The organism is Novosphingobium silvae, from assembly GCF_009856825.1.
In the GTDB taxonomy this organism is placed as follows: domain Bacteria; phylum Pseudomonadota; class Alphaproteobacteria; order Sphingomonadales; family Sphingomonadaceae; genus Novosphingobium; species Novosphingobium silvae.
Genome location: NZ_WVTD01000003.1, coordinates 137,775 through 159,271 on the forward strand (window position 1 = coordinate 137,775; position 21,497 = coordinate 159,271).

The following is a 21,497-nucleotide window of genomic DNA, read 5'->3' on the forward strand; positions in this document are numbered from 1 at the left end:
ACGGACTGGATGAGCATGATTTCGTTCCTCGACTTTGAAAAGCCGATTGCCGAGCTTGAAGCCCGCATCGCCGAACTGCGCGCGACGGCGAACGGCAGCGAACTCGACATCGAGAGCGAGATCGACAAGCTCGCCAAGAAGAGCGCGGCTATGCTCGCCGCAACTTACGCCAAACTCACGCCCTGGCAGAAGACGCAGGTCGCCCGCCACCCGCAGCGCCCGCACTTCCTCGACTACATCCGCCTCGTGTTCACCGACTTCGTGCCGCTGGCCGGGGACCGTGTCTATGGCGAGGACGCGGCGATCGTAGGCGGGCTGGCGACGCTGGACGGGCGCAAGGTCATGGTCATCGGCCATGAAAAGGGCCACGACACGCCGAGCCGCATCAAGCACAACTTCGGCTCCGCCAAACCCGAGGGCTATCGCAAGGCGATCCGCCTCATGGAAATGGCGGCCAAGTTTGGTCTCCCGGTGGTCACGCTGGTCGATACCGCGGGCGCTTTTCCCGGTGTCGAGGCTGAAGAGCGGGGCCAGGCCGAGGCCATCGCCCGCTCCACCGAGGCCTGCCTTGCGCTGAAAGTGCCGATGGTGGCCGCGATCCTGGGCGAAGGCGGTTCGGGCGGTGCGATCGCGATCGCTGCGGCCAACAAGGTGCTGATGCTGGAGCACGCGATCTACTCCGTGATCTCGCCCGAGGGTGCATCCTCGATCCTGTGGCGTACGCCCGACAAGGCGGCGGATGCGGCAACGGCCATGAAGGTCACGGCGCAGGACCTCCTCTCGCTAGGCGTCATTGACGGCGTGGTGGCCGAGCCGGTGGGCGGTGCTCATCGCGATCCTGCCGCCGCGGCGCGCGCGCTTGCCGACGCGATCGGCCGCGAACTTGCAGCGCTGGTGGTGCGAACCCCGGCGGAACTGGTGCAGCAGCGCGAAGAGCGCTTCCTCGCCATCGGTTCGCTCTGATCCGTTCCCGTCACCCCCGGCCGCGCCGGGGATCGCGAACGAAGACTGCCGCTGCCCAGCGCCGGCTTCTTGGCGCCCTCTCTGTTTTTGCGAACGCGTCGTCCATTTAATGGCAATGGACTGCAACACCCCCTCTCGATAGTCCGGTATTCCGACAGGGGCCCCGCCGTCCAGCGGGGCAAGGGCACGCCGGGGGCTGCAAGCAGCGATCCGGCCTCGGGGTCGGAACATCGCAATGAGCCTCATCGGGCGTCCCACTCTCGGCACTATCGTGCTTGCGGCGAGCGCGCTGCTTACCGCAGCCGGCGTCTACGCCGCCGTGCAAGGCGAAGGCGCATCTCCTGCTGCAGGGATGACCCGGGCCGAACAGGCCGCCTTCGTCGAGCCGATGCTGGGTGAATACTGCTCGCGCTGCCACAACGACATCGACTTGGTCGCCGACCTTTCCGTCGAAGACCTGAAAGCCGGGGACCTGCGCACCGGTCGCCATGCCGACGAGTGGGAGAAGATCCTGCGCCGCGTCGCCGCCGGGGAGATGCCGCCGCACGGCAAGGACCAGCCAACGCCCGCCATGCGCGCCGCTTTCGTGAACTGGCTCGACACGTCGCGCGCGGGCTACCTCGCCGCCAGCCCCGACCCCGGCCGCGCCACCATCCGGCGCCTCAACAGGATCGAATACGCCAACGCCGTTCGCGACCTGCTGGCCCTCGACGTGGACTTCGCGGGCGAGCTTCCGGCGGACAACTCCGGCTTCGGGTTCGACAACATTGCCGACGTGCTTTCCGTCTCGCCCACCCTGATGGAGCGCTACGTCGCGGTTGCAGGCAAGGTCGGCCGCCTCGCCACCGGTCTCACCGGACGGCGCGGGATCGTGACGACGTGGCAGGTTCCCAAGGACGGTTCGGTCCAGAACTCGGGCGTGCCGGCGTGGAACGAGCGCGCAGGGGAGAGCCTGCCCCTCGCCTCGCGCGGGGGGTACGCGCACAAGTACTATGCCCGCCACGAAGGGACATACGAGATCGCGGCCTGGCTCAACTCGAACAGCAACAACGAGACCGACCGCATGGACGAGGACAGGGTCTCGCTGCGGGTGCCGATGAAGGCCGGATCGCACCGGATCGCGCTCTCGTTCCGCCGCACGCTCGCCCCGTCGGAAGCGGTGCAGGTGCTGCGCAACGACACGGACAAGGTTCCCGTGCCGCTCGACAAGCCGGTCATGCTCCCGCTCGACGTATGGGTGGACGGTAAGCTGGCAAGCACGCTCAGCGTTCCCAGCTACCGGATGCACCAGCGCTATTCGCAGCGCAACTTCCCGCGCGACGTGCATCAGGTGGATGTGGCCGGCCCGTTCGACGCCAAGGGCATTGCCGATACGCCGAGCCGGCGCGCGGTGTTCCTCTGCAAGCCTCGCAAGTCGTCCCAGGAGCAGGCCTGCGCCGCCCGCATCCTCACCGCGCTCGCCCGGCGGGCATGGCGGCGTCCCGTCGGTGCCTTCGACATGGCGCCGCTGATGCGCATCTATGCCGCCGAGCGGGAGGCGTCGGACTTCGAGCATGGGATCGAGGCGGCGCTGGAGGCGATGCTAGTCTCGCCCGAATTCCTCTTCGTGGTGGAGCGCGATCCTGCGGGAGCGATGCCCGGCAGCGTCAATCGCATCACCGATCTCGAACTCGCCTCCCGTCTTTCGCTGTTCCTCTGGAGTTCGATCCCGGACGAGCGGCTGCTGTCCCTTGCCGAGCAGGGCAGGCTGGCCCAGCCTGCGGTACTCGATGCCGAGATCGCCCGAATGCTCGCCGATCCGCGCGCCTCGGCGCTGACGACGAACTTTGCTGGCCAGTGGCTCTACTTGCGCAACCTCGACCAGCAGCGGCCGGATATCGAGGTCTTCCCCAGGTTCGACACGCGGCTGAGACAGGCGATGGCAGCCGAGACGGAGATGTTCTTCACGCAGGTCCTGCGCGAAAACCGCCCGGTGCTCGACTTCATCTCGGCCGACTACACTTTCCTCAACCAGCGCCTCGCCGAGCACTACGGCATTCCCGGCGTTTCCGGGACCGCCATGCGCCGCGTCAGCCTCGATCCGGCATGGCACCGGGGCGGCCTGCTCGGCCAGGCAAGCGTGCTGACGGTGACGTCCTATGGCAACCACACCAGCGTGGTGAAGCGCGGCAAGTGGATCCTCGACAACATGCTCGCCGCAGCGCCGCCCCCGCCGCCGCCCGACGTGCCCGCGCTCAAGGCCGAGCACGACGGGCGCCAGCTCACCGCACGCCAGCAGCTGGAACTGCACCGTTCCAACCCGACCTGCGCGGCATGCCACGTGAAAATGGACCCGCTCGGCTTCTCTCTGGAGAACTTCGATGCGGTGGGTGCATGGCGCACCGTGGATGCAGGGCAGTCGATCGCTGCCATGGCGACCATGCCGGACGGCGCGAAGTTCGAAGGCATCTCGGGCCTCCAGCGCATCCTCATGGACCGGCGGGACGAATTCACCCGCGCCTTCACCGAGCGGCTGATGACTTACGCTCTGGCGCGCGGTCTCGGCGCCAACGACATGCCCTCCGTCCGCGCCATCGCGGCGGACGCGGCCGCAGACCGGTACCGGGTGCGCACGATCGTTCGCGGCATCGTTGCAAGCCCGGCCTTCACCCTGCGCCGCGTCCCCGCGCGCTTCAAGGCCGCGGCCTTCCAGAGAACCCCAGACAGGAGGCTTGCGCGATGAGAGTGGTGCGCCCAGTCCTTTCCCGCCGCACGCTGCTGCGCGGAGCCGGCGCCGCGATGGCCCTGCCCTTTCTCGAGGCGATGATGCCCGGCGCGCGTGCGGCCGATCGCGCATCGCGGCCCAAGCGGCTGCAGGTGTTCTATTCACCCAACGGCATGACGATGCCCGGCTTCCAGCCCGCCGAGACCGGCGCCGGCTTCGCCCTGCCGCCCACCCTGGAGCCGCTCGCCCCGCACCGGGAGAACTTCTCCGTCATCTCGGGCCTGGGCCATCCGCAGGCCGCCGCCATGGGCGACCGCCCGGCAGGGCATGGCCGCTCGTGCCCCGCCTTCCTCACCGGCGCGCACGCCAGGCAGACGGAAGGTCCGGACATTCGCGCCGGCATCTCTATGGACCAGGTCTTCGCCGCGCACCTTGGAGATGCGACGCCGCTCGCCTCGCTCGAACTCGGCATCGACCAGGCGAGCCTGCTGGGCTCGTGCGACATCAACTACTCCTGCGCCTACACCAACGGTATCTCGTGGCTGACGCCCTCCGTGCCGCTGCCGGTGGAGGCCAACCCGCGCGCCGTGTTCGAGCGGCTGTTCGGCGACGGCGACATGGACGAGGCCGGCCGCTTGGCCCAGCTGCGTCGCCAGTCGTCTATCCTGGACTTCGTGATGGAGGATGCCCGCCGCCTTTCGGGCGAACTCGGCATGGAGGACCGGCGCAAGCTCGACGAGTATCTGGATGCCACCCGCGCGATCGAGAAGCGCATCCAGAGGAGCGCCGCGTCCCCTGCCACCGCGCAGGCCGGCAGCCTGGAACAGCCTGCGGGTATCCCGGGTGACTTCGCCGAGCACGTGAAGCTGATGATCGACCTGCAGGTGCTCGCCATGCAGGCCGACATCACGCGCGTCGGCACTTTCATGATCGGGCGCGAACTGTCGAACCGCACTTATCCGGAAATCGGCGTGCCCGATTCGCATCACATGCTCAGCCACCACGGCAACAACCCGGAGAAGATGGCGCAGCTGGGGAAGATCAACCGCTATCACATGGAATTCTTCGCTTATTACCTGCAGCGCATGAAGGATACCCGCGACGGCGAGGGATCGCTGCTCGACCGCACGCTGGTGATCCGGGGCTCTGCCTTCGGCGATTCGAACGAGCACGACTTCATGGACCTGCCGGTCGTGGTCGCGGGTGGTCTGGCCAAGGGCGGGCGGCACCTGCGAGTCGAGAAAGGCACGAGCATGTCGAACCTGATGCTCGCCGGTCTGCAGTCGCTCGACGTCCCGGCCGAGAGCTTCGGCGACAGCACGGCAGCCCTGCGGGATGCCATCGATGGCTGAGCTTTTATGGCAACGCGCCGCAGCATGGGCGGCACGCAGCGCTCCGCCGGCCGCGGCTATCCTCCCGCTGTTCGGCGCGCCCGCGCTTGCCGATGGCCTTTCGCTTGAGCAGGCGGTGGCCGCGGGCGACGTGGCCGCAGCGCGCGCCGCTCTGGATCAGGGCGCCAGCGCGGGTGAGACACTCGCCTATGGAGAGAGCCTGCTGGCGCGCGCCATCGAAACGCAGCAACCCCGGATGGTTGCCCTGTTGCTCGCGCAGGGCGCGAAGCCGAACGTCGCCGATGCCGAGGGACTGACGCCGCTCGTCCTTGCGTGCGAACGTGGGAACGCCGAGATCGTCGGACAGTTGATCGAGGCCCGCGCCAATGTGCGCAGGGCAGTGCCCGATGGCACCACGCCGCTCGCCACCTGCGCCCGCTTCTCCACCGCCGCAACGGTCGAGCGGATGCTGGCAGCCGGCGCGAAAGTGGATACGCCCGACAGTCGCGGCCAGACCGCGCTGATGTGGGCGGCTTCGGCCGGGAAGGCGCAAAGCGCGGCGATGCTGCTGGAAGCCGGCGCAAGGATCGACCGCACGACTAAAGCGGGCTTCACCCCGCTGTTCTTCGCGGTCGCCAGCGGATCGGCGGAGACGACCCGCCTGCTGCTCGATGCCGGTGCCGATGTCTCCCATCGCGGTCCGGAAAGCACCAGCGCCCCGCAGCTCGCGGCCTACCAGAAGAACTGGGACGCCCTGCGGATGCTGGTGGAGCGCGGCGGCGTCGATCTTGCTGAGCGGGATCGCAACGGCGAACAGTTGCTCCACGTCGCAGCGGCAAGCGGGGATGAGCCCCTCGTCGGCTTGCTGCTGGCGAATGGCGCCGATCCGAACGGCCTTACCGGCCCCTCGCGCATTACCTGGGTGACGGAGGCGAACTTCGGAATGCCACCGCCGCCGGTGCCGCCCACGCCGCCCTTGCTGATCGCGGCCAGACACGGGAACGTCCCCGTCATGCGCGCCCTTGTCGCGGCAGGCGCGCAACCCGCCTTCGTCGCCGCGAACGGCACCAACGTCGTCCTCGCCGCCGCTGCCGGGCGCAGCGCGGAGGCGCTGAAAGAGGCGCTGGCGATGGCGCCCGATGCCAACGCGGCGAACGCCGCAGGTGCGACCGCGCTGCACATGGTGATTGGCGGGGGGATGCACGGCGAACTCGGCGCGATGCTGCGCGTCCTTGCCGACCATGGCGCCCGGGCGGACCTTGCCGATGCGAGAGGCACGACGCCGGCGGCGATGGCGCAAGGCGGCCTGGCTACGGTGAAGGCCATCTACGATCAAGTCTTTGGTCAAAAGGCCGCACCCGTGTTAGCCCCGGCCCTGGCCGAGGCCCATCCTTGATTCACAAGAACCGAACGGGATCACCATGACCATGACGCTTTCCAAGACGATTTCGCTTGCCGCTCTCGGCCTGTCCGCAACGCTCGTGGCAGTGACGGGGACGATGGCTCTGGCAGCTTCCCCGGCAGCGACGGCAGTGGCCACCCGGCAGGCCAACTTCAAGAAGATGGGCGCTGCGATGAAAGTGCTGAAGGACCAGATTTCCAGCGGCACGATCTCGAGGCCGCAGGCAGTCGCCGCGGCAAAGACGCTGGCGGCCACCGGGCGCGCGCAGGCGGGCCTGTTCCCCAACGGCAGCGGCGCATCCTCCGGCGCGAAGACCGATGCCCTGCCCGCCGTGTGGTCCAACCGCTCCGCCTTCGACGGTCAGATCAAGGCGTTCGTCGCGCAGGCCGACAAGATGGTCGCGGTGGCAGGCAGCGGCGATCTCGATGCCGTGACGGCGCAGTTCAAGGCGGTGGGCGGCTCCTGCGCCTCGTGCCACAAGCAGTTCCGCGCGGACAACTGAGATGAACCGGTCCGCCGCTCCCGCCACTGCCCGCATCTGGGATCCGACCATCCGCCTGTTCCACTGGCTGCTGGTCGCCCTCCTCGCGTTCTCGTGGTGGAGCGGCGAACAGCATGACATGGAGCGGCACCGGCTGTCGGGCTATGCGATCCTGACCTTGCTGGTGTTCCGCCTGTTCTGGGGCTTCGCTGGCCCGCGAACCGCCCGCTTCGCCAGCTTCGTGCGAGGACCGCGCGCGGTGTTCGCCTATGTGCGCGAACTGGGCAGCCGAAAGGGCCACGCGGCGGACGGACACAACCCGCTTGGCGGGTGGAGCGTCGTCGCCCTGCTGGCCGCGATCGCCCTCATGGTCGGTGCAGGCCTGTTCGCAAGCGATGTGGACGGCATCGAATCCGGCCCGCTCGCCACGTATGTCTCGTTCGAGCAGAGCGAGGCCGCCGCCAGCCTGCACGAGGCCGTCTTCAACGTCCTTTTGGCGCTGACGGCGGTGCACATACTGGCCGTGCTGTTCTATCTCGTGTGGAAGCGCCAGAACCTCGTGCGCCCCATGCTTACCGGCCGCCGCCTTGCCGAGGAGGGGGAGACCGTGGCCGATCTTGGATGGTCGCCGATCCGCGCGCTGGTGGGGCTTGTGCTGGCCGGAGTGCTGGCATGGGCGGTGTCGAAGGGCTTCCGGTTCTAGCCCTTCGACGTAACCGCGCAGGATGCCGCATGTGACCGGATCGCCAGGCTGCACCGGTCACGCGCGCCATCAGGGCGTCGCGTCCTTGTAGCGGTCCCACTTGTCCAGCAGCTCGTCGACGACCCTGGACCCCACGGTGTAGAGGTTCTCGACCGAAGCTTCGAGACCGGCGTAGCCTTCGTTCTCGCGCAGGAGATAGGTCGCCGCGTCGATCCCCGGCGGCGGCATGGTGAAGTTCGACCCCGCGCGCAGCACCAGCACCCTGTCGCGGTCCACACGGCCGATCTGGTCGAGGTAGGTCACCGCCTGCATCACGCCGGTGTCCTCCATCGCGGACGTGACGAACTCGCCCTGTCCGCCGCTCCAGTAGCGCACCCAGTCGTTCGCCCAGCCGGTCAGCTTCTCGCCGTGCCAGAAAGTCATGGCTGAAAGCGTGTCGCCTTCCAGCACGAAGGGGGCTTCCTGCCCATGCGGATAGTCGGTGAAGCGGGCGCGCTCGGCGGCGATCGCCGGGCTGTCGGGCAGGTCGATGTCCTTGGTGAGATTGTAGGCCCATTTCTCCAGTGTCGGGTTCACCTGGAAGACCTCGCCGCCGGACGGGTCGGGCTTGCCCTTCATGTCGTTGGGGCCCTTGGTCTGGCGCGGGAAGTAACCGCTCTTCCAGTCGGCCGGGATCTCGCGCGCGTCGATCTCGTGGCCAAGGTCGCCGTCGATGACATAGCGCGCCCAGGCCACCGAACCGATCGAGGCGTCCTCCGGATCGATGCCGGCGATCCCGGCGACGAGCCAGTAGGAGCGCGAAAGATCGAACCGCTGGTCGAGGCCAAGCGCCATGGTGGCCGCAGTCGAGCGCGCCGTGCCAACGCCCGTGACGACCCCCAGCACCTGCGTCTCGGGATTGTAGTAGAGATCGTGGAATCCCTGCGGGAAGGGAATGCGCTGGGTCAGGCCGCGGCGGGTCTTCCACAACTGGAACTCGCCCGCGACGTCGCCTTCGTCCTTCCCGATCTCGAACAGCGAGACCACCACGACCTTGACCGGCAGCGGAGTGGCGCATGGGCCGCCCGGCTCGCACCCGGCGATCGAAGGGGTCGCCGGCGCATCGGCGGCCGGCGACGGCATGGCGGTGGACAGCATGGCGCCCGCAAGAAGGGTGGCGAGCGTCTGGAATCGCATGGGAAGCCTTTCGAATGATCGTGTCCGCCACGCGGGCGGAAAGTGGCGGGAGCGCCGGTTTCCCGGCGCCCCCGGGTATGTCGGTTCAGAACTTGTACGAAACGGTCGCCTGGAAGCTGCGCGGCCTTTCGGGAAGGACGATGGTGGAACCGAACAGCTCGGTGAAGTTCGCGCGGAAGTACTTCTCGTTGGTCGCGTTCTTCACCACCATGCGCAGCAGCCACGGTCCGGTCTCGTACGAAGCGCCAAGGTCGAACAGCGTGTAGCCCGGAAGCTTCACCGCGCGCGACTGGCCCGAGTAGACCGAGTCCACCGACACCATGCTGGCGGTGAGCGCGATGCCGTTGTCGAAGGCATAGGTCCCCGTCAGCGAGTAGAGGTTGGTGGGAATGCCCGCGCGGCGCGAGGCCGCACGGTCCGCGATCGGGATAAGGCCGCCGGGCTGCCCGCCGAGATAGAGCGTCGGGTCGGTGACGTTCACCAGGTCCTCGATCCCCAGGAAGCTGAAAGTGCTGCCCGCTTCCAGGAAGGTGAGGTTGTAGACTTTCGTGCGCGTATAGCCCGCCGTCAGCAGCAGGTGCTCGTCCACCGCCCAGCGTGCTTCCGCTTCGAGGCCCTTGGTTTCGACCGCCTGGTTCACGGTGCTGGACTGCGCGCTGTAGTCGGTGCGCTCCTGCTTGTAGACCGACACCGCGGCGTAGAGTGTATCGTTGAGCCAGCTGCCCTTGAGGCCGCCTTCATAGAGTTTCGAGGCCGTGATGAAGGTGCCGCCCGCGATGTTCTCCGGCGCGATCTCGGCGCCCTGCCCCGCGATCACCACCGACTGGCGCGCGATCGTGGCATAGGGGATGAGGCCGAAGGGCAGCTTGTAGTTGGCGCTTGCCGACCATGACCACGCGCCGTCCGTGTCGGATGCGCCTGCGATGGCGGGGGCGACTTCCATCTTGGCGGCATTGAAGTTCGACACCGCCTTGATCCGGTCGTACCGCGCGCCCAGCGTGATATCGAGGCCGAACTTGAAGTCGAGGTCGGCAAGGCCCGCGAAGGCAAGGTCCGTATAGTGGCCGCTGACGTAGCTGGTGTAGTTGCAGTCGCACTCGGTCGAGAGCAGGCGGTCGCTGGCGGGCGTGTACCCCTGCGTCAGGTCGACGCGGTGGAAGTACTCATAGGTGAAATCCTCGCCGTGCTTGAAATGCGTGTAGCGGATCGAGGGGGAGAGCTGGAAAGCGAACTTGCCGGCATCGTTCTCGAACGTCTTCGAGACCACGATCTTGTCCTCGATCACGTAGGAATCGTGGAATTGCGAGTACCCGTAGGAGTTCTCGTTGTTGTTCTCGTAGCTGTCGTAGAACAGCTGGTTCTTGATCTCGATGTCGCCGGGGCCCTCCCAGACGAGGTCGGCGTAAAGAGTGGTCGCCTTGTTGTCGAGGCGGTCATCCTTGCCGGTCAGGGTCTTGCGGCGGCTGAGCTTGGCGGTGCCGGTATCGACGAGGTTCAGCAGGTTGTTGGGGCTGCTCGTGAAGCAGGCGTCGGTGATCGACGTGGGCGAGGGATTGCCGCCGCAGGCGAAGCCGCCGAAGGGTGACAGCCCGCCCGGGATCGCGGCATTGATCTCCTCGACCGACATCTGGCCATCGCCGTTGGTGTCGAGCGACTGGGCAGTGCCGGTGATGTAGGTGCTGTTGTCCACCAGCTCCTGTGTCAGGCGGTTCCAGCCGCCGTTCTGCTGACCCTTGTAATTGTGGTACATGCCGCCGAATTCCAGCCGCAGTCCCGGCGCGAGATCGGTGTCGAGGGCCGCCTGCAGGATGGTCTGCTTGGTCGACATGTTCTCGTAGTAGCTGCCCGAGTTCTCGATCTCGGCATAGAGGCTGTAGCCGAACTCGTGCGTGCCGATCCGGCCCGGGCCGCGGAACTCGGCCTGCAGGTCGGCCCGTTCCCAGCTGCCGCCGGTGAAGCTGACCTTGCCCTCGGGCGAGGACATGTACGAACCGCCCTGCACGCGCGCGGACTTGGGCACGAAGTTCATGTAGCCGCCGGTCTTCGAGGGACCGTAGATGGGCGATGCCGGCCCGCGCACGATGTCGATGCGCTCGGAAGCCGCGATAGGCGTGGGGTAGTTGCCGGGGTTGTCGAGACGGCGCACGCCCCGGAAGTAGACCTCGCCGGGAGTGCCGCGGATATCGAGTGCGCCGCCGACACCGAAGAACGAGTTCGTGAAAGTGCCGGGCGACTGCGCGACGAGGTCGTAGATGTCGGTGATGCCGAAGCGCTCGATCTGCTCGGCGCTGATCGTCGAGGCGGAACGGGGCGTCTCCACGATCGTCTTGTCGAACCCGAAGACCGAGCCGACGTTCTCGATCGGCAGCGCGCCGAGCGATCCGGTGACGACGATTTCCTGCCCGTCCGGTTCGGCATCCGCCGACTGCGCGAAGGCTGGCGCGGTCATCGCCGTGCAGCATAGCAGCGCGGTCGCGGCGGCGTATGCCCGGTTCCTGAACGTGCGCTTATCGAACCCCATCTTGTCCATCATGTCATGCCCCCTGAATCCGGCTGGACCAGGCATCGTGCCCGCCCGCCGTGAGCTGGTTTTCTTGTTCCTCCTCTCCCACCGATCGTCTCATGCGCGCCGCCTTGTTGATCTGTTCCGGCATCCGCGAATTCGCTGTTCCTGCTAGCCGCCGCCTGCCGCCCTCACGCCTTGCGCCCGGCCAAAGCGAGCCGTCTGCCGCTCGAAGGCATCCAGTCTCGTCTCGAGGCGAGCCTGCAGCCGCGCCTTCTCGCTGCCCGCGAGGAAAGCCGTGCACCCGGCGTCCGAAAACGAGGCGGAGCATGCGCTCACCGGCTTGCCCAGCTGGCGGGCGCGCCAGAGGCTGGCGCCCGGCACGAAGGCATATTCGAGGCTGGCGCGCGTCATTTCCTTGAGCTGCGGATAGCGCAGGCCCTGCTGCTCCACGGCGCGCACATATTCGTTGCTCATGTCCGAGCGCAGCACGCCCTCGTCGTCGGTGGAGAGCATGACCGGCACTCCCATCGAGCGGTAGAGGTGCAGCGGATGCTCGCCCCCCTTCACGCCGAGGATGACCGCATTGCTGGTCAGGTTGATCTCGACGCCGATCCCCTCGCGCGCCATGCGCGCCAGCGTTTCGGGCGCGGCTTTCTCGTAGGCAATGCCGACGCCGTGGCCGATCCGCCTGGCCCCGGCGTCGATGGCCTTGGCTATGTGGTCCTCGAGGTCGAGGGGCGGCACGAGACCCAGCGCCAGCTCGCCGGCGTGCATCGTCACTTTCACGTCCGGGTACTTCGCCTCGAGGAAGCGGAACATGGCCATGTGCAGGTCGTAGTCGCGCAGGGCCACCGGATCGTCCTCGGGCATCACGATGTTGACGCCGACGAAGCGCGGATCCCTGTTGGCCAGCACGAAGCCGGCGAGCAGGGATCGCCAGGCCATGGCCGGCGCCACGCCGCGCATGCCAGAGAACAGGTAGCGGACTGCAAGCTCGCACCCTTCGTGGGCGGCCTTCGTGTCGCAGCCAAGGCGCGCGCGGGCCTGCGCATGGTTGCGGCTGACATCCTCCATCGTCTGCCCGAGCAGGGCTTCGACCTCGGGAAGGTCGCGCCGGTATGCGGCCTCGAGCATCGATGCCTCGGGCGCGTTGGCTTCCGCGCCTGCCGCAACGTACCGCGACAGGCGATCGGGATTGTACATCAGTTCGAGGTAAACCAGGTTGTTGCGCGCAGCGCTTGCATAGGCGTCGGCCAGCCAGCGCGGGGTTTCTCCCAGGAACGCCGGGCCGAACTTGCCGAAACTGGAGAAGAACTGGCTGTGCCCCGAGACCAGATCAGGGCCGATGCCTTTCTGGTACCCGCGGGTGGAGATCGCATCGACGAGTTTCGCGTAAGTGAAGGGATCGGCGCTCGCCATCGCCGCGATCTGGCGCTCGGGCGGGCAAGGCGGCGGAGCGATGCGCGTTATGCCCTCGTCCGCGCACATCCCCCGGGCCGCCGCCACGTCGAGGAAATCCTCCGCATAGACCGAGCCGCCGAGATGGTTGTGCAGGTCCGCGCCCTTGGGCATCGCCTGCAGAACCATCCGCAGCCGCGCCGAATTGCCGGAAACTTCGTCCACCAGCGCTGCCATCGCCGTCTCGCCCGCAGGGTCTGCATGGGCCGGCAGGGACAGCATCGCTACGCCGGCAAGCGCCAGCGCACCACGACAAGCCCCCAGGAGGCGCCAGGATCGAAACGCAGTCATCAAGTTGCCAAACCCCGCCGAAAGTGCGCCCCCGTCCGAACAGGCGGGTCCCGCAGCGCAGCCTTCGGTATCTCAATCGTGGTAAGGCACTTGACTCGGCTCTAGCAAACGCAATGAATCCCACGCAGCGTTGCCAAAATTAGAGCAGGTCCGAAAAAACACATGCCCGCCTTCTCCCGCTTCCTGCGCTATTTCATGGCCGTCGGCCGTCATGGCTCGATCCGCAAAGCCGCGGACGAGCTCAACGTCTCGGCCTCGGCGATCGCGCGGCAGATCCTCAACGTCGAGGCCGACATCGGCACTCCGCTGTTCGAGCGGCTGCCGACCGGACTTCGGCTGACGGCGGCGGGCGAGATCATGATGGGGGCGGGGAACCGCTGGCAGAAGAACATGATCGATATCCGCGCCCAGATCGAGGACCTGCGCGGCCTCAAGCGCGGCCATGTCGAGATGGCGATCATCGACGCGCTGGCCAAGGGATACATCCCCGCCGCCGTGCGCGCGATCCAGGAGCGTTACCCCGGCATCACCGTGGGCGTGCGGGTGCTCGCCAACGACGAGGTGCGCAGGGCCGTGGCTGCGGGAGAGGTGGATTTCGGCATCCTTTTCGAGCCCCAGACCTACCGCGACCTCACCGTGCGCGCCTTCGTCGAGGTGTTCCTCGGCTTCGTCGCGCCGCCCGGCCATCCCCTCGCCCGCAAGAGCGAGGCGCGCTTCTCCGCCTGCACGGGAACGCCGCTGATCGTGCCTGCAGAGCCGCTCGCGGTCAGCCAGCAGATCGCCGTCCTGATGGGCGCGACGGGCATGGAAGTGGATCGCAAGGCCACTTCGGACAACATCCAGATGATCACCTCGCTGGTGCAGGAAGGCGTGGGCATTGGCATCCTCTCCTCGCTCGACGTCATCACCGAGGTGCAGGCGGGCCTGCTTTGCTTCACGCGCATCTCCGACGCGCTGCTCCGCCCGATGACGCTCGCCTTGTGCACCAACGCCGCACGCACGCCTTCCTACGCGGCGGGGATCGTGCTTTCCGAGATCGAACTCGGCTTTGCGCAGCTCAGCTACCACGAATCGATGCGGGTGCGCGCAAGGTCCCCGGCACAATCGGCGGATTGAACGACCGCAGGCGATTGCCCTGCGGCCGCTCGGAAGTTATCGGCTGGATCTTCCCCACATCGCCCGCACAGGATTCGCGACCGATGAGCCACGACGCGCAGCCCGAACTCCACTACCTCGAATACTACGAGGACTTCCTTGCCAAGGTCCGCGTCCTTTCGCGCAAGATCCGCGATGGCGAATGGAAGCCCGAGTTCATCATCGGCGTAGGGCGCGGCGGGCTGGTCCCGGCGGTGTACATCTCGCACCAGCTCGAACTGCCGATGCTGTCGATCGACCATTCCTCCAAGGTGCCCGGTTTCGCCGACGAACTGCTCGGCAAGGTTGCGGGGATGAGCGCCGAGGGGAAGCGCCTGCTGTTCGTCGACGACATCAACGACAGCGGCGGCACGATCGAATACATCCGCCAGCTGCTGGGCGACAACGGCTGCGACGCGCAGAACCTGCGCTTCGCCGTGCTCATCAACAACACCCGTTCCAAGGCCGTCGCCGAACTCTACGTCGACGAGATCGATCGCGACGAAGACAAGCGCTGGTTCGTGTTCCCGTGGGAATCGGTGGGCACCCGCGAGGCGATCGTGGACGAGGCCCGTTCCGTCCCCGAGCGGCTCGGCTGAGGATCGCCGGCGCATGCGCATCTGCGTTTATCTGGGTTCCTCGCCCGGCAACAATCCCCTCTACCGCGAGGCGGCCGAGCAGTTCGGCACGCTGCTGGCGCGGCGGGGCATCGGGCTGGTCTACGGCGGCGGCATGGTCGGCCTCATGGGCGTGATCGCCGATGCGGTCTGTGCCGCCGGCGGCGAAGTCATCGGCATCATCCCCGAGGCCCTGCGCGCGCGCGAGCACGACCATCCGGGCATCAGCGAACTCCACGTCGTCCAGACCATGCATGAACGCAAGGCGATGATGGCGAACCTCGCGGACGGCTTCGTGACGCTCCCGGGCGGCATCGGCACGTTCGAGGAGATGTTCGAGGCCTGGTGCTGGTCGCAGCTGGGCTATCACAACAAGCCGGTCGGGCTGCTCGACGTCAATGGCTTCTACTCCGGCCTGCGCCAGTTCATCGACAACGTCGTGGAGGAAGGTTTCCTGCAGCCGCGCCACCGCTCAATGCTGATCGTGGAGAAGGATCCCGAGACGATGATCGACCGGATCGTCAACTTCGTCCCGCCTGAGAACGAGCACTGGCTGGGCGCAAGGGACGTCTGAACGCGGGCCCGCGCCGCGCCCTCGGTCAGCTGAGGGGCGGCGCCAGGGCCAGCAGTGCCTTGTACGGATCGCCTTTCATCCCCAGCACATGCGCGAAGGCAGGCTCGGTCTTCAAGCCGGTGCGCCGCGCCGCCCGGACGGCTTCGAAAAATGCGCCGCCGCCGGTTTCGAGCAGTTGCTGTTCCGCCAGGAAGTGCCGCCATCCCGCCTGTACATCGACCGGCAAGGGCGAGCCGAAGACCTCGAACGGCAGCCCCGCGACGCGGAACACGGCCACCACCGCCCGCTCGCCGCAGGTCCACTGGTGCATGGAGAAGCCTTCCAGATGAGCAAAGGCCTGCCAGACGACACCTGCAAAGGCCTGCGCGTCGGCTGCATGGCACAGGATGTCGATGTCGCTCCCGGCAACGTCGAGGCCGAGCGGGAAGGTTCCGGCGACGCGGGGATCGAAGGCGGCGAGGCGCGCCAGCGCCCCGCTCTCCTCAAGCGCCGCCTGCCACGGCCGGGCGTTCACCGGGCCGCGTAAGCCTCGAGCCGATCGAGGTGCACCGCGATCGCCTCGGGTGGAAGGAAGGAGCCGGTGAAGCTGTTGCGCGCCAGCATGACCAGATCCTCGCGCGAGAGGGCCCGGGCGTCCGCCACGGCGCGGTAGTTGTCGGCCACGTAGCCGCCGAAGTAGGCGGGATCGTCGGAATTGACCGTCGCCCGCAGGCCCAGTTCCAGCATCCGGTCGAGCGGATGGTCGGCAAGGTCGTCCACCACGCAGAGCTTCAGGTTGGACAGCGGGCACACCGTCAGCGTCATGCCCTCGGCGACCAGCCGCGCGACGAGCGCTTCGTCTTCCAGCGCCCGGTTGCCATGGTCGATCCGGTCCACGCCGAGCATTTCCAGAGCTTCGTGGACATAGGCCGGCGGCCCCTCCTCCCCCGCATGCGCGGTGATCTTCAGGCCCAGCGCTCGCGCCGCCGCGAAGACGCGTGCGAACTTCTGGGGCGGATGACCGACTTCCGAACTGTCGAGACCCACGGCCACGATATGTTCGAGCCACGGCTTCGCCATCTCAAGCGTGGCGAAGGCGGCCTCCTCGGAAAGATGACGCAGAAACGAGAGGATGAGGCTGGACGTCAGGCCCAGCTCGCTCTCGGCGGCGCGGCAGGCGGAAAGCAGGCCCTCGATCACTTCCTCGAACGCGATGCCCCGGTCGGTATGGGCCTGGGGATCGAACATGATCTCGGCATGGACCACCCCGTCCGCCGCGGCGCGCCGGAAATACGCCATCGCAAGGTCGTGGAAATCCGCTCGCGTGCGAAGGACATCCGCGCCTGCGTAATAGATGTCGAGGAAGTCCTGGAGGTTGGAGAAGTCGTAGGCGGCGCGAACCTCCTCCACGCTGGCATAGGGAATCGCGACGCGATTGCGCTGCGCCAGTTCGAACATCAGCTCGGGCTCGAGGCTGCCTTCGATGTGGAGGTGGAGTTCGGCCTTGGGAAGGCCGGCGATGAAAGCGAAAAAGTCGGTCATCGGGTCCATCTAGCACAAAGTGGAAGGCTTTGGGGACTTCCACGCGCATTCGCCCATGACATAGGTCGCGGCGATGGCGCGCTCGTCGCCCAGGATCTGCAGGGCGAACAGGCGCGTCGCAAGGTCGGCGCCTCCGGTGCGGCGGGCGAGCAGCTGCGTCGCGGCGCAGTCGAGCACCACGAAGTCGGCCTCCTGCCCTACTTCGAGAGCACCGACGCGGTCCTCGATATGGAGCAGGGCCGCGCTGCCTGCGGTGGCGAGATAGAGCGCGCGGAACGGATCGAGCCGGTCCTCGCGCGCCAGTGCCGCCTGATAGGCAAGTCCTGCGGTGCGCAACATCGAGAACGATGTCCCCGCGCCCACGTCGGTACCGAGGCCGAGGCGCAGCCCGTGCCGGTCGGCCTGCCCGAAGTCGAAATGCCCCGAGCCAAGGAACAGGTTGGACGAGGGACACACCGCCACACCCGCCCCGCTTTCGCGAAGGCGCGCGCACGAACGCTCGGGCAAGTGGATCGCATGCGCGAACACCGAACGCTGTGTCACCAGGCCGAAGCGGTCGTAGACGTCGAGGTAGTCCGCCGCATCCGGGAAGCGGGCGGCGACGGCGGCGACTTCATGGACGTTCTCGGCAAGATGCGTGTGCATCAGCACTTCGGGGTGCTCGTCCAGCAACGCCCCTGCCTCGGCAAGCTGCTCGTCGCTGCAGGACAGTGCGAAACGCGGTGTCACCGCATAGCCGAGTCGCCCGCGCCCATGCCAGCGCCGGATCAGCGCCTCGCTCTCTGCCCGGCCGGTGGCGGGAGTGTCGTTCAGGCCTTCGGGCCCAAGGTCCATCAGCACCTTGCCCGAGACCACGCGCATGCGCCGCGCGAGCGCGGCCTCGAACAGCGCGTCCACCGATTGCGCGTGGACCGTGGGATAGACAAGCGCGCTGGTGGTGCCGCTGCGCAGCAGTTCGTCGAGGAAGAAGGCGGCAACGGCGGCGGCGTGCGCCTTGTCCACGAAGGCTTTCTCGGCAGGGAAGATGTGCTTGTCCAGCCAGTCCAGCAACTGCTCGCCGTAGGAGGCGATGCAATCCGTCTGCGGATAGTGGACGTGGGCATCGACGAAGCCGGGAACCACGAGCCCGGGCAGCACTTCGGGTTCGGGATACTTGCCCGCCAGTTCGGCATAGGGCCCGCGCGCGACGACGATGCCGTCCTCGACGACGAGCAGGCCGTCGCTCTCGTGCCGCACGGCGGCGGGGCCCGCATCGCGCGGATCCCGGGCGACGGAGAGAAGTTCGGCGCGGTAGGCCTTCAGCATGTCCTGAAACTCGACTGGCGGACCGCCCGGCGCCGGCCGTGGCGCGAGCGGGAACGGGATGATGCGCGTACGGGCGCAGCGTGGTGGTTCATTGCCCGCGCAGGGTCAGCAGCTGCGCGCAGACGGAGATCGCGATCACGTCCGGCTCCTTGCCCCTGACGCCGGGCATGCCGATCGGCGCGGTCAGCCTTGCCAGCGCCTCGGGCCCGATGCCGTCGGCCGCAAGGCGCGACCTGAACCGCGCGATCTTGGTGGACGATCCGATCAGGCCGACGAACGCCGCCGGCTCCGCCCTCCCCAGTGCGGCGAGGACGAGGTGGTAGTCCAGCGGATGGTCATGCGTCAGGATCAGGATCGCCGCGTCGGCCGGGGCTTCCTCGAGGCAGGTGGCGATGTCCTCCTCGGCCATCACGGTGACGCCGTCGATGTGGCCCTGCTCGAGCCGGGTGTCGAACCAGGCGAGCTGCAGGGGCAGGCCGGTCATGTGCCGCTCGATCGCCTGCCCGACATGGCCCGCGCCGAACAGGTACACCGGGCGGGCCCGCTCGCCCACCGGCTCGACGATGCGAGTGCCCGCCGCCGGCCTGTCTCCCCGAGCGGACTGGCGGGTGGCGGTCTCTCGCTCGAACACCGCGCGCTCCAGCCCGTCCTCCGTGAACGTCGTCGCGAGCATGCGTCCGGGCTCCGCATCGTGCAGCCAGTCGAGCGCATCAGGGTCGATCCGCTCCACCAGGATGCGAACGCGCCCGCCGCAGCACTGGCCCAGCAGCGGGCCCAGCGGATAGTCCTGCACGCGCCAGGTGCCCGGTGCGTAATCCAGCAAGGCACGGGCCTGCTCCACGGCGCGGTATTCAAGCTGCCCGCCGCCGATGGTGCCTTCCTGCCCCTGCGCCGTCACGAGCATGCGCGTGCCCGCGCCGCGCGGAGCCGAGCCTTCGCTGGCGAGAATGGAGACCATCGCCGCAGGCACGCTGCGGTCGAGCCGCCGTAGCCAGCCGATCCACTGCGTCATTCCCCTGCTCCGTGAGCGGCGATCGCGCACAGCACGCGCTCGGGCGTGGCGGGAGCATCCAGCGGCGGGATTGTCCGCCGCCCGGGCGCCGCGGCGGCGACCGCGCGGTTCAGCGCCGAGAAGACCGAGATCGCCAGCATGAACGGCGGCTCGCCCACGGCCTTGGAGCGGTTGATGGTGGGCTCCACGTTCTCGCCGTCCCACAGCTCGATGGTGAAGTGGCCCGGCCGGTCGGAAGCGGTGGGGATTTTGTAGGTCGCCGGGCTGTGCGTGAGGAGGCGGCCCTTCGCATCGTAGACCAGTTCCTCGCTCGTCAGCCAGCCCTGCCCCTGGATGAAGCCGCCTTCGATCTGGCCCATGTCGATCGCCGGGTTGAGCGAGCGGCCCACGTCGTGGAGAATGTCGACCGCCAGCACCCGATGCTCGCCGGTGAGCGTGTCGATCACCACTTCGCTCACCGCCGCGCCATAGGCGAAGTAGTAGAACGGGCGCCCCTTGAAGACCGAGCGGTCGTACTCGATGCCCGGCGTCGCGTAGTAGCCCGTCGAAGAGAGCGAGATGCGCCCGATGTGCGCCTTGCGCGCGACCTGCCCGAAGGCCAGCGTCTGCCCGCCCACCAGCACGCCGCCGGGCGTGAAGTGGACTTCGCTTTCCCCTACGGCGTAGGCGCGGGACAGAAAGGCGCAGAGGCGTTCGCGGATGGTCATGGCCGCGTTGTAGGCCGCCATGCCGTTGAGGTCCGCGCCCGAGCTTGCCGCCGTGGCCGAGGTGTTGGGCACCTTGTCGGTGCGCGTGGACGTGATGCGCACGAGGTCGGGTGAAACGCTGAAGACATCGGCCACCACTTGCGCGATCTTGACGTGTAGACCCTGCCCCATCTCCGTGCCGCCGTGGTTCACCTGGATCGACCCGTCGGCATAGACATGCACGAGCGCGCCCGCCTGGTTGAGGTGCGTGGTGGTGAAGCTGATCCCGAACTTGACCGGGGTTAGCGCGATGCCCTTCTTGAGCACCGGGCTCGCGACGTTGAAAGCCGCCACCGCCCTTGCCCGCTCGTCGTAGCGCGAGGTGGCGCGCAGGCGAGCGATGATCTGCGGGGCGACATTGTCGGCCACCTCCATCCCGTAAGGCGTGGTGTCGCGTCCCGGGCCGTAGAGGTTGGCCATGCGCACGTCGAGCGGGTCCAGGCCGAGATGGGCGGCCACATGGTCGATCACCCGCTCGATCGCGAGCATCCCCTGCGGTCCGCCGAAGCCGCGAAAGGCGGTGGCAGAGACGGTGTTCGTCTTCAGCCGCTCGGACACGACTTCCACGTCGGGCACGTAGTAGCAGTTGTCGGAATGGAACATCGCGCGGTCGTTGATCGCGGGCGAAAGGTCCACGCTCGCGCCGCAGCGGGAGGCGAGATGGAGCGAGAGCCCCTGCAGGCGGCCGTCCGCATTGAAGCCGACGTCGTAGCCCACCTCGAACTCGTGCCGCTTGCCCGTCATGACCATGTCGTCGTCACGGTCGCACCGGAACTTGGCCGGACGTCCGGTCCTGTGCGCGGCGAGAGCGGCGGCCGCCGCGAAGAGCGCGGCCTGCGTCTCCTTGCCACCGAAGGCGCCGCCCATGCGCCGCACCTCCACGGTCACGTCCGCCGAGGAAAGCTGCAGCATGTGCGCGATCAGGTGCTGCACTTCGCTGGGGTGCTGGGTGGAACTGAGCACATGGACCTGCCCGTCCTCCCCCGGAGTGGCGACGGCGACCTGCCCCTCGAGGTAGAAGTGGTCCTGCCCGCCCATCGCGAAGCGGCCCTGCAGGCGGTGGGCCGCGCCTTCGAGAGCGGTGGCGGCATCGCCGCGCGCCATGCGCTGCGCCGGCTCTATGTGCGAACCGGCTGCGCGCGCATCGGCGATGGTGATCGCGGGGGCAAGCCGTTCGTACTCGATGCGCCCGAGCCGCGCCGCCACGCGCGCCGCGCGCTGGCTGGTCGCCGCCACCAGGAACAGCGCCTGACCATGGCACGCCACTTCGCCATCGGCGAGCAGCTGGTCGTCACCCGCGACCGGCGCGACATCGTTGGCGCCGGGAATGTCGGCAGCCGTGAAGACCGCGATCACGCCCGGCGACTTGCGCACCTCGGCAAGGTCCATCGACACGATGCGCGCACGCGCCTCGCTCGACTGGCCGAAGGCGAGGTGCAGCATGCCTGCCGGTTCGTGCACGTCATCGGCGTAGCGCGCTTCTCCGGTGACGTGGAGGCGCGCGCTGTCATGCGGGCGGGATGGCTTTGGCAGCACTTTCCAGGCGGGGTCGCGCTCAGCCATGACAGGCGCT

The 21,497-nt window shown here is 67.8% G+C and carries 17 protein-coding genes; 9 read left to right on the forward strand and 8 right to left on the reverse strand.

Annotated elements, in window-relative coordinates; all coding sequences use genetic code 11:
• Positions 1-15 precede the first annotated feature (15 nt).
• The 6 genes from GR702_RS05705 to GR702_RS05730 all read left to right on the forward strand — a co-directional run bounded on the left by GR702_RS05705 (position 16) and on the right by GR702_RS05730 (position 7,584).
• Positions 16-963: an acetyl-CoA carboxylase carboxyltransferase subunit alpha gene (locus GR702_RS05705; RefSeq protein WP_160985169.1), complete on the forward strand. Its 948-nt coding sequence runs from the start codon at positions 16-18 to the stop codon at positions 961-963.
• 235 nt (positions 964-1,198) lie between these two features.
• Positions 1,199-3,685: a DUF1592 domain-containing protein gene (locus GR702_RS05710; protein ID WP_160985007.1), complete on the forward strand. Its 2,487-nt coding sequence runs from the start codon at positions 1,199-1,201 to the stop codon at positions 3,683-3,685.
• Positions 3,682-5,019, forward strand: a complete 1,338-nt coding sequence (locus GR702_RS05715; protein WP_160985008.1) for a DUF1552 domain-containing protein — start codon at positions 3,682-3,684, stop codon at positions 5,017-5,019. The genes GR702_RS05710 and GR702_RS05715 overlap by 4 nt, the downstream gene beginning before the upstream one ends.
• Positions 5,012-6,394, forward strand: a complete 1,383-nt coding sequence (locus GR702_RS05720; RefSeq protein ID WP_202408078.1) for an ankyrin repeat domain-containing protein — start codon at positions 5,012-5,014, stop codon at positions 6,392-6,394. The genes GR702_RS05715 and GR702_RS05720 overlap by 8 nt, the downstream gene beginning before the upstream one ends.
• Positions 6,395-6,419: 25 nt before the next feature.
• Positions 6,420-6,902 (forward strand): c-type cytochrome, encoded by a 483-nt coding sequence (locus GR702_RS05725; RefSeq protein WP_237449577.1) that lies wholly within the window; start codon positions 6,420-6,422, stop codon positions 6,900-6,902.
• A gap of 1 nt (position 6,903) precedes the next feature.
• Positions 6,904-7,584 (forward strand): cytochrome b/b6 domain-containing protein, encoded by a 681-nt coding sequence (locus GR702_RS05730; protein ID WP_160985010.1) that lies wholly within the window; start codon positions 6,904-6,906, stop codon positions 7,582-7,584.
• Between the two features lie 69 nt (positions 7,585-7,653).
• Here GR702_RS05730 and GR702_RS05735 read toward each other — a convergent pair whose 3' ends face one another.
• The 3 genes from GR702_RS05735 to GR702_RS05745 all read right to left on the reverse strand — a co-directional run bounded on the left by GR702_RS05735 (position 7,654) and on the right by GR702_RS05745 (position 13,015).
• Positions 7,654-8,760 carry a purine nucleoside permease gene (locus GR702_RS05735; protein WP_160985011.1) on the reverse strand — a complete coding sequence of 369 codons (1,107 nt, stop codon included), beginning with the start codon at positions 8,758-8,760 and terminating at the stop codon, positions 7,654-7,656.
• An 85-nt stretch (positions 8,761-8,845) separates the two neighbouring features.
• Positions 8,846-11,293 carry a TonB-dependent siderophore receptor gene (locus tag GR702_RS05740; RefSeq protein WP_160985012.1) on the reverse strand — a complete coding sequence of 816 codons (2,448 nt, stop codon included), beginning with the start codon at positions 11,291-11,293 and terminating at the stop codon, positions 8,846-8,848.
• Positions 11,294-11,434: 141 nt separating this feature from the next.
• Positions 11,435-13,015 carry an adenosine deaminase family protein gene (locus tag GR702_RS05745; protein WP_160985013.1) on the reverse strand — a complete coding sequence of 527 codons (1,581 nt, stop codon included), beginning with the start codon at positions 13,013-13,015 and terminating at the stop codon, positions 11,435-11,437.
• A 162-nt stretch (positions 13,016-13,177) separates the two neighbouring features.
• Between GR702_RS05745 and GR702_RS05750 the strand changes: the two genes are divergently transcribed.
• From GR702_RS05750 to GR702_RS05760, 3 genes are all read left to right on the forward strand, one after another.
• Positions 13,178-14,131 (forward strand): LysR family transcriptional regulator, encoded by a 954-nt coding sequence (locus tag GR702_RS05750; protein ID WP_160985014.1) that lies wholly within the window; start codon positions 13,178-13,180, stop codon positions 14,129-14,131.
• An 83-nt stretch (positions 14,132-14,214) separates the two neighbouring features.
• Entirely contained in the window at positions 14,215-14,748 is a 534-nt protein-coding gene (locus GR702_RS05755; protein ID WP_160985015.1) for a phosphoribosyltransferase, read from the forward strand.
• A 13-nt stretch (positions 14,749-14,761) separates the two neighbouring features.
• Positions 14,762-15,340 (forward strand): LOG family protein, encoded by a 579-nt coding sequence (locus GR702_RS05760; protein WP_160985016.1) that lies wholly within the window; start codon positions 14,762-14,764, stop codon positions 15,338-15,340.
• A 25-nt stretch (positions 15,341-15,365) separates the two neighbouring features.
• Here the strand turns inward: GR702_RS05760 and GR702_RS05765 are convergent, their stop codons facing one another.
• The 5 genes from GR702_RS05765 to xdhB form a co-directional block, all read right to left on the reverse strand.
• On the reverse strand, positions 15,366-15,854 hold the full coding sequence (locus GR702_RS05765; protein ID WP_160985017.1) for a DUF4269 domain-containing protein: 489 nt from the start codon (positions 15,852-15,854) through the stop codon (positions 15,366-15,368).
• Positions 15,851-16,861: an adenosine deaminase gene (locus tag GR702_RS05770; RefSeq protein ID WP_160985018.1), complete on the reverse strand. Its 1,011-nt coding sequence runs from the start codon at positions 16,859-16,861 to the stop codon at positions 15,851-15,853. Before GR702_RS05770 ends, GR702_RS05765 begins: the two co-directional genes overlap by 4 nt.
• Before the next feature lie 9 nt (positions 16,862-16,870).
• Positions 16,871-18,166 (reverse strand): guanine deaminase, encoded by a 1,296-nt coding sequence (gene guaD, locus GR702_RS05775; protein ID WP_160985019.1) that lies wholly within the window; start codon positions 18,164-18,166, stop codon positions 16,871-16,873.
• A gap of 88 nt (positions 18,167-18,254) precedes the next feature.
• A complete protein-coding gene (gene xdhC / locus GR702_RS05780) occupies positions 18,255-19,178 on the reverse strand; it encodes a xanthine dehydrogenase accessory protein XdhC (protein WP_160985020.1) in 924 nt (307 codons plus the stop codon).
• Positions 19,175-21,487: a xanthine dehydrogenase molybdopterin binding subunit gene (gene xdhB / locus GR702_RS05785; RefSeq protein WP_160985021.1), complete on the reverse strand. Its 2,313-nt coding sequence runs from the start codon at positions 21,485-21,487 to the stop codon at positions 19,175-19,177. Before xdhB ends, xdhC begins: the two co-directional genes overlap by 4 nt.
• Positions 21,488-21,497: the final 10 nt, after the last annotated feature.